The 14,149-nt window shown below is 53.0% G+C and carries 7 protein-coding genes; 6 read left to right on the top strand and 1 reads right to left on the bottom strand.

Annotated features, from left to right (window positions below; genetic code table 11):
• Window positions 1-55 precede the first annotated feature (55 nt).
• The 5 genes from AC5S16_RS20370 (at window position 56) to AC5S16_RS20390 (ending at window position 9,693) form a co-directional block, all read left to right on the top strand.
• The gene (locus AC5S16_RS20370; protein ID WP_493931951.1) at window positions 56-2,155 is read left to right on the top strand and encodes a TIM-barrel domain-containing protein; all 2,100 of its coding nucleotides are present in this window, start codon (window positions 56-58) and stop codon (window positions 2,153-2,155) included.
• Window positions 2,156-2,238: 83 nt separating this feature from the next.
• Window positions 2,239-3,537, top strand: a complete 1,299-nt coding sequence (locus AC5S16_RS20375) for a helix-turn-helix domain-containing protein (protein WP_493931952.1) — start codon at window positions 2,239-2,241, stop codon at window positions 3,535-3,537.
• A 63-nt stretch (window positions 3,538-3,600) separates the two neighbouring features.
• Window positions 3,601-5,214, top strand: coding sequence for an FAD-dependent oxidoreductase (locus AC5S16_RS20380; protein WP_493931953.1), 1,614 nt, complete (start codon window positions 3,601-3,603; stop codon window positions 5,212-5,214).
• Between the two features lie 196 nt (window positions 5,215-5,410).
• Window positions 5,411-8,965, top strand: coding sequence for an outer membrane beta-barrel protein (locus AC5S16_RS20385; protein WP_493931954.1), 3,555 nt, complete (start codon window positions 5,411-5,413; stop codon window positions 8,963-8,965).
• An 8-nt stretch (window positions 8,966-8,973) separates the two neighbouring features.
• Complete coding sequence (locus tag AC5S16_RS20390) at window positions 8,974-9,693, top strand: SGNH/GDSL hydrolase family protein (protein WP_493931955.1); 720 nt, start codon at window positions 8,974-8,976, stop codon at window positions 9,691-9,693.
• Window positions 9,694-9,744: 51 nt separating this feature from the next.
• Here the strand turns inward: AC5S16_RS20390 and AC5S16_RS20395 are convergent, their stop codons facing one another.
• Entirely contained in the window at window positions 9,745-10,371 is a 627-nt protein-coding gene (locus tag AC5S16_RS20395; protein ID WP_493931956.1) for a MarR family winged helix-turn-helix transcriptional regulator, read from the bottom strand.
• A 454-nt stretch (window positions 10,372-10,825) separates the two neighbouring features.
• Between AC5S16_RS20395 and AC5S16_RS20400 the strand changes: the two genes are divergently transcribed.
• Window positions 10,826-14,128, top strand: coding sequence for a TonB-dependent receptor (locus tag AC5S16_RS20400; RefSeq protein WP_493931957.1), 3,303 nt, complete (start codon window positions 10,826-10,828; stop codon window positions 14,126-14,128).
• Window positions 14,129-14,149: the final 21 nt, after the last annotated feature.

The following is a 14,149-nucleotide window of genomic DNA, read 5'->3' on the forward strand; positions in this document are numbered from 1 at the left end:
TCCCCTGGCATTCGCGCAGTCTATTCGCCTTTCAAGTGGAGATATCACCTTCCGCATGGAACTGCAGAATGGCCGCTACAATTTCTCGCGCGGAACAGGAACGATTGTTGGCGACGATACCAACGCCGGAGTGCTTCTGAATGGAAGCCCTGTCACCTTTAAGCGCGCAGGAGCATGCACTCCATCGAGCTGCACTTTAAACGGCATGAGTGCTAACGGAAAACAGCTTAAGCTCGCTATCAAACTCACAAGCCAGCAGGCGGAATTCATAGCGGAACCGGCCGAAGATGGAAGTGAAATCCGTTTTCAAACAGCGGGTGCGTCTCCGACATATGGACTGGCCGACCACGCTGTATGGCGCGCGAAATTTGAAGGCGGCAGGAATGAAACGTTTAATACCGACGTTACGGGATTCAGCGATGACGATTTTCTATCCGGGCAGGGCCTTGCTCGCCTGGTCAGCAACTTCATCATTTATCCCAGACAACAATTCGCAGTGCTGCTCATCGATCCTTATACAAAGATCGTTCATACCTCTGCGCAGCAGATTGTGCAGGGCGTAAAAGCATCGCACGGCAAAGTGCGCATGATCTACTTCTTTGGCGATCCGCATGCCATCTACGCTGCATATCTGAAAGCGCGTAACGATGCGGGCTACAAAATATGGATGCCGAAGTACGAAGCCTTTGGCGTAGGCTGGGAAGCCTTCGGCGCTCTCGGCTGGAATACGAATACCCAGACAGTTCGAGACAGCGTTGATCGCTATATCCATGAAGGATACCCGCTGAAGTGGATTGTCATTGGCTCCGGCTTCTGGTCTGACAAGCCGGATACCATGCATGAAACAACAAGTTTTGGCTTATGGGATAAACAGAAATATCCAGACCCGAAGGCGCTCATCCAGCACTTCCTGGATGAGAAGCTCAGGGTGATGCTTGGCCTTCGCATCACATTCATCGTTGGCGGACCATATTCTGATGAAGGCGTAGCGCACAACTACTTTCTGATGAAAGACGGCAAGGCGCAGGTGTTCAAAGGAAGCTGGCCCAAGCAGCCTTATTATCTTCTCGATGCGCAGAATCCCGCCGCGCTCAACTGGTACATAGACCTGGTAAAAAAGTGGCAGGACTATGGCATCAACGGCTGGAAAGAAGACTTCTACGGCTATGGCGGTTATGGCCTTCGCGATGACAAGGTGGATCCCACAAACGATCGCCTGATGGCGCAGAATCAACTTATTATTGAGCGCAACGGCTACTTGTCTTCCAATGGCGACCTGCATCGCATCAATGACTTCAATTACAACCAGAACCAGGACCGCGGCCCCGTAAATGCCCTGGCGTTGGCCTACAGCGGCTTCCCTTATGTGTACCCGGACATCGTAGGCGGCACATTTGGCGAGCAACACTTCAGCACCAACCGTACTCCGCAGATGCAGACCTACATGGCGCGCAATGCACAGTGGGCGGCCATGCACAGCTCCATGGGAATGGGAGAGCCGCCGTGGACCTTCGCACCGGAAACCGCAAAAGTGATGCTGCAGACGGCACAGTTTCACGCACGCATTGCTCCGTATCTCTTCAGCAATGCACGCCGTGCTTATCAGGATGGATATCCGTGGACAATGACGCCATTGCCTATCGCGTATCCTGACGACCCACAGGCGTACGGACGTGAGAACCAGACGGACCGCGGATATGAATGGCTCATCGGTGATGCCATGCTGGCTGCTCCGCTTTACGGAGACGATTATGCAACCGCGACCTCGCGCAATATCTATCTGCCCGCCGGGCGATGGATGGATTTCGACACGGGAAAAATCTACTCCGGTAATCAGATGTTGAAGGGTTTTGCGCTGCCCATCGGCAAAACACCGCTCTTCATCGGCGGTTCAGGCATCACACTGGAAGAGATCGATGGCAAGGTGCGGATCTGTGTCTATCCAGTTGCGCAGGCTGCAACTGTAAAAGTTACTCTTCCTGAAGATGCAAATGCCATTACCGTGCGTGTGCATGGAGTGACTTCCGGAAGGGCATGGCAGAACATCCGCGTGAAAGATAGCGCAGGAGAGAGCATCGCGACCCGAAAGGAAGGGCACGGCTTCAGTTTTGTCCCCAAAGCCGGAGCTACATATACTGTTGAGGCTGTGCCTTAAACTCCAACTTGAGCGGTGCAAGAGTTGCGAAGCACCGAACAGCTTGGAAACGCAATGCAGGCAGGCGTTATAATTCGCGACGCATGGCAACCGAAATTTTGCAGCCGGAACCGATAGGGACCGAATCGCCAGATGATCTCGAAGCACACGTACAGCGTATGCTTCAAAGTCCGCATTTTGCGCGCGCCGATACGCAGCGCAAATTATTGGCTTACCTCTGGGAGCATCGCTATGAAAGTGTCAGCGAATATGCACTGGCAACGGAAGCGCTCGGGCGCCACAGCAGCTTCGATTCCACCGTCGATGCATCCGTGCGTGTGCATATCTCACGCCTGCGGAAAAAGCTCAAGGATTACTATGAGCGTGAACAGCATGAACCGGAGTTGCTGGTCATTCCCACGGGCACGCATCAGCTCATGGTTATGGATCATGCCGCTGATGCCCAGGAAACAGATGCGAGCCAGGAGACCATTTCTGTTTCGGTCACAAAGCGATGGGTACCTTATTTTTTACCTGTCCTGACCGGCATTTGCGTCATATTGATGGCCACCGTGGGGATTTTGTCCTGGAAGCTGCTCGACGTGCGGCGCCGCGAGCCGCAGATACAGAAGCCGAGTGTCTTCTGGAATTCCTTCCTTCAGGGAACAACACCCATCAAGATCATTCTTCCTACACCGGTCTTTTTTGGTTTTTCTGGTGCTCCTTCGATTCGACTCCGGTCTACGCAGGTCAATGATTTCCATGAAATGGAGAAGGACCCCCGTTTTATGGAACTGGCAAAAACACTGGGGAAGCCGACCTTCGAACAGTCTTATACCGTAACCTGGGATACCCTGGCAGCCATCGATATGGCCCGCTATCTGGATTCCATCGGGGCCCAGCAGCGAGTCTCATTCGAAGTGACCCGCGACTCATCCATGATGATTCTGGAGCAGGCGAATGTCATCGCCGTGGGCACGCATCAGACCTTGCAGCCTCTTCATGAATATCTGGAGGCAATGAACTTCTCGCTTACTCTGAATGAGGCGCGCGTCACCAATGCGAAGCCATTGCCCGGCGAAAAGGCCAGCTATGAAATTATCAACGAATCATCCAAGGAATCACAGGAGCGCATCGTCAGGCCATCGATCATTGCTCTTCTGCCGGGCCGCGCACCGGGGCTGAAAGTCCTCCTGCTTCAATCACGCGACACGCGGGCATTGGTGAATCTTCTCTCCTCAAGCGCGGGATCACATTCGATTGAAGAGATGTGGAAGCAACATGGCCAGCCGGAGTTTTTTGAGATGGTGACAGAAACGGAACTCGAAAACAATCACCCATTGCGGACATGGCCGGTCGCCATGCATGCATTTCGTTCCCAGGCTCCTGCAAATTCTATGTAACAGTTCGTAACGCTACAGGTCGAAACGTGTCAAAAAGCTGTGTGTAATGGCAGGATAACTGCCATGATCTTGAAAGCTCTTATTGTTTCGTCCTTGCTTATTGCCTCTGCATTTGCTGTTAACGCTCCTGCAACATCTTCTCCTACTGATTTAGTCGTATACGGCGGTACAGCCTCCGGCGTCCTGACTGCCTATGCTGCCGCGCACGAGGGCCTGCACGTTGTCCTGCTCGAGCCGGGTAGCCACCTGGGAGGCATGGTGACCGGCGGCCTTTCTGCCACCGACGTTGCTCACTTTCAGATCATCGGCGGTTATGCGCGCAATTTCTATCGTGAAGCCGCCGCTCATTATGGAGTGCACTCGCTTGATACGCATGATGACTGGCTCTCTGAACCACACGTAGGTGAGGAAATCTTCAATGCATGGCTGAAAAAGGCCGGGGTAGAGGTCCATTTCCATGAACGGATCAAGGAAAAAGGTGGAGTAGCAAAGAACGGCACTCACATCAGCGCCATTACAACCGAGAACGGAAAAGTATGGAAGGGCAAGATCTTTGCCGACTGTTCGTATGAAGGCGATGTGATGGCTGAAGCAGGTGTGACGTACACCGTTGGCCGTGAAGGGATTGAAAAGTATGGCGAAAATCTTGCCGGAGTCCGCGTCGACACACCCAAGCACCAGTTCCTGTGGACGGTGTCGCCATTCGATCAACACGGCAAGCTTCTGCCAGAAGTTGACCCAGGCCCGCTCGCTCCCAACGGATCAGGGGACAAAAAAGTGCAGTCCTATAACTTCCGCATGATCCTGACGAATGACCCTGCCAACAGGCTGCCATGGACAAAACCGGATGGATATGACCCATCGCATTTCGAGCTGCTGGCAAGATACCTGCAGCAGTGGAAGGAGCACATGCATCGTGAGCCCACCTTCCGGGACGTGATGAATCCGGTGATGATTCCGCACAAGGAGGCCGATTTCAACAATAACGGCGCTTTCTCCAGCGACTATATCGGCAAGAGCTGGACATATCCGGATGCGAGTTACGCCGAGCGCAAGCGAATCTGGGACGACCACCTGCTCTATACAAAGTCATTCCTCTGGTTCCTTGCCTCTGACCTCCGCGTTCCGAAACCCCTGCGTGACGAGGTCAATTCCTGGGGGCGAGCGAAGGACGAGTTTCCCGACACAGACCATTGGCCAAACCAGCTTTATATCCGCGAAGGCCGCCGCATGGTCGGGCAATATGTCATGCGCCAGGCCGACCTGCAGACGGATCGCACCAAGCCTGACTCCATTGCGATGGGATCCTACAACAGCGACTCACACAATATTCAGAGAGTGGCCACTCCGGATGGAGGAGTGCGCAACGAGGGAGACGTGCAGGTTCCGGTTCAACCTTATGAGATCTCCTACCGGGCCATCCTTCCCAAACAGAATGAAACCGAAAACCTGCTGGTCCCGGTCTGCTTATCGGCATCGCATGTAGCTTATTCCTCCGTTCGCATGGAGCCGCAGTACATGATGATCGGAGAGGCGGCAGGCACTGCAGCTGCCATGGCGATCAAGAAAGACACTTCCATCTCTCAAATCGATATCAGTGCACTCCAGGAAAAGCTGCGTTCCCAGGGAGCCATTCTTCATCTCGCCCAGGAAGTGAAGATTGCTGCCTCGCACTGAAAGCGGCAAATGGCTCCTGCAACTTATTCAAAACATTAAAACTGTTACGTAACGTAACAACTTGGAACTGGACGAGTCTTCCTCCGGAAAACGATAGTGTCAACCCGTAATGCCAAAGGGCATGATGTGGCTGCCCGAAATAAATACAGATGTTCCCCAAGGTGAATTCTCTGAGGTTTTTTCCATGAGGCCAAACATGACCTATCTCAGGCTCTGCGCCGTTTTTCTCCGGCTGTTCCTGCTTTTGCTTTTCCTTTCACCGGCCATGCTGGAGGCACAGGTTGCGAACGGCATTCTTACAGGCCGGCTGACGGACACGTCCGGCGCCGTGATTCCAAACGCTCAAGTCACGCTTACAAAAACCGACACCGGCCTCGTGATCAAAGCGCAGTCGAATGCCGACGGAATTTATAACTTTCCGTCATTGCAAACCGGACCATACAAATTGCAGGTGGCGCAGGCGGGGTTCAAAAGCTCCGAAACAGAGCTGACGCTGGGGGTAGGGCAGACAGCCACGATTGACCTGACACTCGAAATCGGCTCCAGCAATGAGACTGTCACGGTGGAGTCGGCGGGCATGGCCGATCTGGAAGTCAACGATGCCACCATCAGTTACACGATCGGAACAAGACAGGTCAGTGAGCTCCCGCTCAATGGACGGAATCCTTATGGGCTGGCGGCGCTTTCGCCTGGAATTACGCCTGGAGGATCCTTCGGAGCCGGCGTGGCCACGGTCCGAGGCGCGGTGGTCGCAGCAGCAACAAATAACTTCGAATCGAATGGCGGCCTGAGCGGATCGAACGAAATCCTACTCGACGGCGTTCCGATTACCGTCTGCTGCCAGGGGCAGCCTGCCCTGACGCCTTCAGTTGAAGCGGTTGACCAGTTCAAGGTCATCACCTCAGTACCCTCGGCGCAGTTTGGGCGATCCTCTGGCGGCTTCTTGAACATCGTCACCAAATCCGGAACAAACTCGCTGCACGGCACGGCCTATGAATATTTCCGGAACGATAAGCTGGATGCCGCGAACTACTTCACCAAACGTACCGGTACCTATCCAATTCCCGGCAGGAAAGACTTCCGCCTGCCCCACCGCTACAACCAGTATGGCTTCTTCGTGAATGCTCCAGTATGGATTCCGAAAATCTATAACGGGAAGGATAAGACTTTCTTCACGTTCGGCTGGGAAGGAACACGGAATACAACCAACGCTTTTCAGACAGTGACTGTGCCAACTGCACTCATGCGCCAGGGCATATTTACAGAGGCGCCCAACCCGATCTATGACCCCTATAGCACCTCAGGGTCATCGCGCCAGCCTCTGGCGGCAGGCTGCAATAATTCCGGCTGCTACCCTGCCGGGACTCTGGTGCAGAACATCAATCCGACAGCGCAGCAGCTTTTAAAGTTCCTCCCCATGCCGAATGCCGGCGGTACATCGAACAACTATAGTTATGCAAACACCTATGCCGATAAGGAAGATCAGTTCAACTTCCGCGTAGATCAGAACTTCTCTTCTTCACAGCGTATTTTCGTGCGCGGCACACGGGATACGAATAACCACCATGAAAACGATCTCTTCAATGAGCCAAATGGTCCCAGCGGAATCAATCAGGCCCTGCGCGGTTATCTCTTTGCTGCGGGACATGCCTGGACAATTTCGCCAACTCTTCTACTGCAGACCAACTACGGATTCGCATACCAGAAGAATTTTCAGATCCCGCAGAATTACACAGGCTATAAGGCATCGGACTATGGCTTCGATCCCGCACTGGATGCGCAGCAGCAGCTTGAAGGCCTGCCATTCGTTTCAATCAATGGCTACGCCAATTTGTCCTATGCGGCCAATACAAACCGGTGGGAGCACTATAGCCATTTTCTGGAGTCCACTGCCGTATGGCAGCGCAGCAAGCACACACTCACTTTTGGGTATGACGGGCGCCTGATCCTGGAGCACCAGCAGAGCGCTGGAAACGGCCCCGGCACAATTACGTTCGACTCAACATTGACCAACGGCCCATCCGTAAATGCAGCAGTCCCCAGCGGGCAGTCGCAATTCGATGCGCTGGCTGCATTCATGATGGGGACCTTCTCATCGGCCTCAGTTACGCGCCAGGTTCTGCCGGCATATGACCAGTGGTATCACGCTGTCTATTTCCAGGATGACTGGCGCGTGTTGCCAAGCCTTACATTGAACCTTGGACTGCGCTATGAAATTGAGACAGGCGTTCGTGAGCGCTATAACAGATGGGCAGATATTGATCTGAATATCGATAACCCTCTATCGAGTCCGGGGCTTCCATTCACCGGAGGCGCTCGTTATCTGGGTTCAGACTTTCCCAACCGGACATGGAAGACTTATTACAACAAATTTGCGCCTCGTTTCGGGCTTGCTTACCAGCCAACCAACAAAACGGTGATTCGCGCTGGTTATGGCATTCTTTATCTGCCTACCTCCCAGCGGTTCTACAGTTCGAGCACGCTCGGCTATGCCCAGGCAACGTCGACATCCTATACAGCAACAAGCGTTCCTGACACGACGATGACCAATCCGTTTCCGAACGGTGTGGTTCTGCCGGCCGGTCCGGCTGCCGGTGTGACAGCAGGAACAGGAACCAGCGTGGCTGGAGTTCTGTATAACACGCCGCTGTCCTACTCGCAGCAATGGAACCTTGGAGTAGAGCAACAAGTCGCGAACGGAATTGTCGTGCACCTGAACTACACCGGAAGCCACGGCGTGCATCTTCCCATCAATTACCGCCCTGACGATCTGCGCGACCAGTACTGGGGCGCACCGGGAAGCACAAGCCAGATTGCGTACTTGCAGGCTTCGGTTCCCAACCCACTCTACGGCGCGGCCACAACAGGACCGCTGGCATCGCCCACTGTGCAGCGCGTCCAGTTGCTCTCGCTCTATCCGCAATACACTCCCAATACCGGCATGCAGAATAACTCCATTACCGTGAACCAGTACGGTAATGGAGCTGCTATTTTCAATGCGGCGCAGGCATTCATCACGATCCAGCGAACTAAAAATCTCTCAGCCACGTTGAGCTACACCTTTTCCAAGCTACTGGGAAACATCTCGCCCCTGCTTACAGGGTTTCTGAATGCGAATGGAACACCTAACATTCAAAACAGCTATCACATCCGCGATTATGAGTGGTCCACGCTTGCAACGGACATCACGAACCGCTTTGTCGCCAATGCAAATTACTCGCTGCCTTTTGGGCGTGGACAACGCTTCGGAGCAAATGCAAGCGGTGTGGTGAACCAGCTCATCGGAGGCTGGAAACTGAACACCATTGTTATGGTGCAGTCAGGATATACGCTGGGCCTCACACAGACCGGCGGACAAGCCTTTTCCGGATCGCGCCCCATGTTTGTGCCCGGAGTAAAGCCGCTTACGTCAGGCGACACACACAAGCGGCTCGGAGGTGCGGGACAATCGCAGGCTTACTTCAATCCTGCCGCGTTTCGCCTGGCGCAGGCATTTGAATTGGGAAATGTGCCGCGTTCCTCGGGCAGAATGCGCGGCCCCGTAGGCTTCCAGGATGACCTGTCCTTGATTAAGGATTTCCCCATTCATGAGTCGTTAGGCCTGCAGTTCCGTCTGGAAGCATTTAACGTGCTGAACAAAGTACAGTTTGGACTTCCGAATACAACCTTCGGTTCTACCACTTTTGGATACATCACATCGCAATACAACCTGCCGAGAAATGTCCAGGCAGCGCTGAAGCTTACGTTTTAAGTGCAGTCGTGACCGGAAGATTATCAGGCTATAAACATTTCCGACTGTGTCTCGTTTTCAGCGCCCTTTTTGCTTCTACAGCATTAGGATGGTCAGGCGTGCGAGTCATCAATGACGGCATACCTGGACAGAACAGCGCTGAAGTGGACGCTCGCATCGGAGTTTCTCTCAAGAAATATCACCCTGGTGTTGTAGTTCTCTTCGCGGGAATGAATGACGCCGTGAATGAACAGAAGTTCCTCGCGCCCGAGATCACGGAGCAACACATGCGCTCGATGATTCAGCAGTCAAAGCAGTCGGGCGCGAAAGTAGTATTGGTCAGTGTGCATGAGCCGGATATCACGCGCCTCCTCCAGAGACATTCAATCGAAGCCTATGGAGCTGTGCCTCCGCGAGAAAGAATCGAGTTCCTTGATCGAATTCTTGCTTTATTGGCAGAGAAGGAATCAGTCCAGTTTGCCAATTTTCACCGGGCGCTCCAGAAGGCCGGCGGCGCTACCACCGCATTGAGCCCCGACGGCGTTCACCTGAATGCGAAGGGGTATGCTCTTTTGGCCTCCGTTGTCAGAAACGCTATGCCCGCTTATGTTCCCAACAACACAACAATCCTCTGCATAGGAGATAGCCTGACCTATGGAATTGGTGTGCGCAGGAAAGATCAGATGGATCAGGGACAAAATACTTATCCCGCGCAACTGGAGGGGCTGCTTCGCCAGTCGCAGAGATAAGCGCCTGATTCACAGCCAGCACCCGGACATGCACCTGACTATTCTTCGCGATTAGCTTACCTCCTCGGTCGGCTGTTGAAGGCGTTTGCCATTCAATTTTGAATTTGTTTTCCGTTTTGGTTTTGACTTGTTTGAATTCAGAGCAGGATGAATCACGTCCTCGGCCAGGAGCTCATTTTTTGGTTGGCCTTCAACTTGGACTTGTTTTTCGGCTATTTCATATGGCTGCCAGAGTTTTTTTCGCGCCTCGCTCATTTCTTCGTATACGCGATCCAAAATCGCAAGCGCCTCCAGACCTTGTTCACCAGAAAAGCAGTCATTCAGCCGCTTACGCATCGGATCCCAATCTTCTGACAGTCTTTGCATGAGAGCCTGCCCATGAGCTGTCAGATAGAGTAACCGGGCGCGCTTATCAGTAGGGCTTGGTTTTCTGCGCAGAATACCGCGCTTCTCCAACAGGGAAACCATGGCAGTTACTGTATTGGGTTCGGCAAATATCAGATTGGTTAAATCGGCCTGGCGAATGCCCTGGTTGCGCTGCACCGCATGTATAAGCGCATATTGATCTGTTGTGATGCGATACGGACTGAAAAGCGTGTCACCGCACCGGCAGATAGAGAGAAAGGCCCGTCGCATCCTGTGCACTACACGGAGCCTTGAATCGTGTTCTTGTGGCATTTTCGTTTCTTTCGATCGATATTTTTAACAGTCCGCAGCCTACCCGCCCAGATACCACAAGCATTTCATTCTCATACGAAGAGAAAATAGGACCTCGTCAGCTAACAATCAGTAAAAAGCCTCCACCATTCCATGGTACAGGGCTTCATCACTGTAGTGCACATAATTTAATGCAATCCTGACTGCAGTCGTAATCAGTGACAACTCTCTCCTCTCATTCAATTTAATTCGTATACGAATCTTTTATCTTAACGTCACGTTCCTGAAACATTGGGGTGCGTACACTGCGCTTGTTCATGTCGGAATGTCATAGCAAAACGCATGGCCGACTGGCTTCAAGTCTGATTTCTCAAAGTAACGCTGCGTGAAAGGAGGCCTGACCTCTATGCGGACGTGTGCCTTGGCCCCCTCACCAGTCACCTTGTTTACAGGTACAAGCCGGAGATCAAAGTAAATGAAAAAAATAATGTTATGTCTATTCGCAGTACTTTCGGTCAGTAGCCTCTACGCGCAGTCCGATCGCGGACGAATTGTGGGAACTATTTATGACTCGTCCGGCTCAGTAGTGCCCCATGTGCAGGTGACAGCGTTATGTAAGGAGACGAATTCTTCGCGACAAGTCACAACAGACGGAAATGGCGATTATGTCTTTTCGGATTTGCTGCCGGCTACTTATACGGTCACAGCCAATGCAACAGGGTTTGCTGCTTCCTCCATAGAGGGAATTGATCTGGCTGTCGGGCAGCAAAGAAATATTGATCTGCATGTTCAGCCTGCAGGCGCGAACCAGACAATTACTGTAGATTCCGGTGCGCAGACACAGCTTGATACAAATACAGCCGCTGCAGGTGGTCTTGTCAGCACGCGTGAGGTCGACAATCTTCCCTTGAATGGACGCATGATGTCGCAGCTCTACATCCTTATTCCTGGCGCATCCATGTCAGGGGCGGGAACCTTCGATGATATGCGCTTCTCTGGCCATTCCAATGAGCAGAACACCATTCGTTATGACGGAATTGAAGCCGGTACGATGATTGATTCGAATCCCGCGGACGTGAATGGCGCCAGTACCTCGCAGTTTCGTCTCTCGCAGAGCCTGGAAAGTGTGCAGGAGTTCAATGTTGCTACCAGCAATTACGATGCCGAATATGGGCGCGGCACCGGCGGACAGGTCACGGTCATCACCAAATCCGGCAGCAATCAGTTTCACGGCGGGCTCTCCGAATATCTGCGCAATGACCTCTTCGATGCCCGCAATGCCTACAACACGAAACCTGCCGCAGCCGCGCCTCTTCGCCTGAACCAGTTCGGAGGAACGCTCGGCGGCCCGATTCTTCGTGACAAGTTATTTTTCTTTGTCGGCCAGGAAAACTTAATGCAGCGTGTCTACGTTAACTTTACTCAGAACACTCCCAACGCTGCTGCGCGCGCCAGGGCTGTTCCTTCCATCCAGCCTGTACTTAACGCAGCATATCCAGTTGGCCAAACACATATCCCTGATTCCGATTACGACATCTTTTCCGGTACTTTTCCTTCTTACGTGAATGAGTATTTCGGCAATGTCCGGCTCGACTATCACTTCAACAACCGGAACAGCGTCTATGTTCGCTACTCCCGCGACCAGGGATACGCCAATACTCCCAACGACGGCAGCGGCAGCAGTACCTTACAGACAAGCGTTCCTCAAAATGCCATTGCCGACTGGACAGCCGTCCTCCGTACATCGATGATCAACGATTTCAAACTTGGCTGGAATGCGGCGAAGACCCGCGTGATCACGCAAGGAGTGGTTGCCGGAGGAATTGACCTTGCCAATCAGACATTCAACATCGGCGGTGCAGCACAATCCGGAGCAACGGGCATCATTACGCCGACAGGCGCTGGTTCCGCGCCGTTGACCCATGGCCAGCCTTATACGAATTACGAGTGGGAATTTATTGATAATCTCAGCTGGATACATAACGCCCACAGCATGAAATTCGGGACAGAGATTAACCCAAGGGTCTTCTATGTTGATCAACTCGGCGGCGCTGTCTACACCTACACAAATCTTGATAACTTCTTGCAGAACAAGCCTACGCAGGTGCACTTCAATGGCGACCTGGCTGAATCTCCCAGTCCATTTCATAACGGAGTCACGGGCATCCGCAAAGGACTGCAGCAGTTCTATGGGTTTTATGCGCAGGATCAATGGAAGCTGCGGCCTAATCTGACGATGAATTACGGCATCCGATACGACTATTACACGGCGCTGCATGAGGCACGCAATCTGGGAGTAACTCTGAATACGCTGACCGGTGTGATTCCACCTGCCGGAACTCCCTTTTATGCAGTATCGAAACTTAATATCGGACCACGGCTAAGCTTTGCCTGGCAACCAGAATGGCTGCGCGGCGATACGGTTGTTCGCATCGGCGCCGGTTATTACTACGGCCCCGGCCAGGAGGAAGACCAGATTCAGCCGATCCTCAACGATGTGGCCGATATTACCCTGACGACCGGCAACATCAGCTATCCGATTGATCGCGCTACGCTGCTCAAGAACTTCGATCCCAACAGCCCGACTGCCAATTATCAACCGCGCGTCTATGGCCCCGGCTATCAGTTGCCGGAGAAGGTCCTGGACTATACGTTCTCAGTAGAGCAGACGCTGCCTGATCATTCTGTCTTTACCCTCTCTTACGTCGGCAGCCAGGGTCGCAACATGTTCCTGCGCGGCATTGCGAACCTTATGACGAGTGTCACTACCACACCAGGTACAGGAGTTGCAGTGGTAAACCGCCAATTCGGCAATCGCTTTGCCGAACTTGACGTCAAAACCACCGGAGGCGCGGATCACTATGATTCGCTGCAAGCAAACTGGAATCGCCGCTTTTCCAGAGGCCTGACAGGGGTAGCAAACTGGACCTGGTCGCACAGCATCGGCAATACCAATGGTTCCAATGAAGCGACCACATCACAGAACAATTACAACTTTGACGGCGAGCGCGGCAACAACAGTTCAGATGAGCGTCATGTGGTCAACTTTGCGGCACTCTATGATCTTCCCTTTGGCAGGGGACATATGTACGATTTCCATGGCAGCCGTTTGCTCGATACCTTGCTCGGCGGATGGAACCTGGGCGGCATCTTCAATTACCACACCGGAACTCCCATCAACATTACTGTCAGCCGTGCAAACGCGCTGTACTTCGATACGGCTAATGGCCACTATTACACCAATCCTGTTATCCAGAATGGAATTGTGCAAACAGTTGGTGTCGTCAACATTCCTGGAGGAGGCAACTCACGCGGGACGCAGCGCCCAAACCTTATTCCACACGTCAATCCATTCCTGAAGGTCAGTTCCTCTACTGGCGCATCCGTCCACTATGCTGTCAACCCGGCGGCTTTCTCCCTGCCTCTGCCTGGAGTCTATGGCAATCTGGCGCGCGATGCATTCTACGGTCCGGGATTCGCGCAGCTTGATATGACGACTTCGAAACAGTTCTCCATAACGGAAGGAATAAAGTTGGCATTTCGGGCAGATGCCTACAACATTCTGAACCACCCGAATTTCTCGAATCCGCCAACCGTTCTTGGCGCAGGCATTCCATCATCGCCAAGTGCAGAAACTGCTTCCACGTTGCAGCCCGGACAGGCATTTACTCCTGCTGCAGCCGGAAGCGCGTTCGGAGTGCTGAATGCCACTGTGGGTAAATACATTAATATGGGAACTTCACGACAATTGCAGCTTGCTCTGAGGCTTACTTTCTAAAACACGCCTCTGTATAGGGCC

It is taken from the genome of Acidobacterium sp. FHG110202_01 (genome assembly GCF_059115305.1).

What these genes read in the sequence shown, in the direction of transcription:
- AC5S16_RS20400 (WP_493931957.1), top strand. Translation starts at nt 10,826, where the DNA reads ATGAAAAAAATAATGTTATGTCTATTCGCAGTACTTTCGGTCAGTAGC.
- AC5S16_RS20380 (WP_493931953.1), top strand. Translation starts at nt 3,601, where the DNA reads ATGATCTTGAAAGCTCTTATTGTTTCGTCCTTGCTTATTGCCTCTGCA.
- AC5S16_RS20395 (WP_493931956.1), bottom strand. Translation starts at nt 10,371, where the DNA reads ATGCCACAAGAACACGATTCAAGGCTCCGTGTAGTGCACAGGATGCGA.
- AC5S16_RS20385 (WP_493931954.1), top strand. Translation starts at nt 5,411, where the DNA reads ATGACCTATCTCAGGCTCTGCGCCGTTTTTCTCCGGCTGTTCCTGCTT.
- AC5S16_RS20375 (WP_493931952.1), top strand. Translation starts at nt 2,239, where the DNA reads ATGGCAACCGAAATTTTGCAGCCGGAACCGATAGGGACCGAATCGCCA.
- AC5S16_RS20370 (WP_493931951.1), top strand. Translation starts at nt 56, where the DNA reads ATGGAACTGCAGAATGGCCGCTACAATTTCTCGCGCGGAACAGGAACG.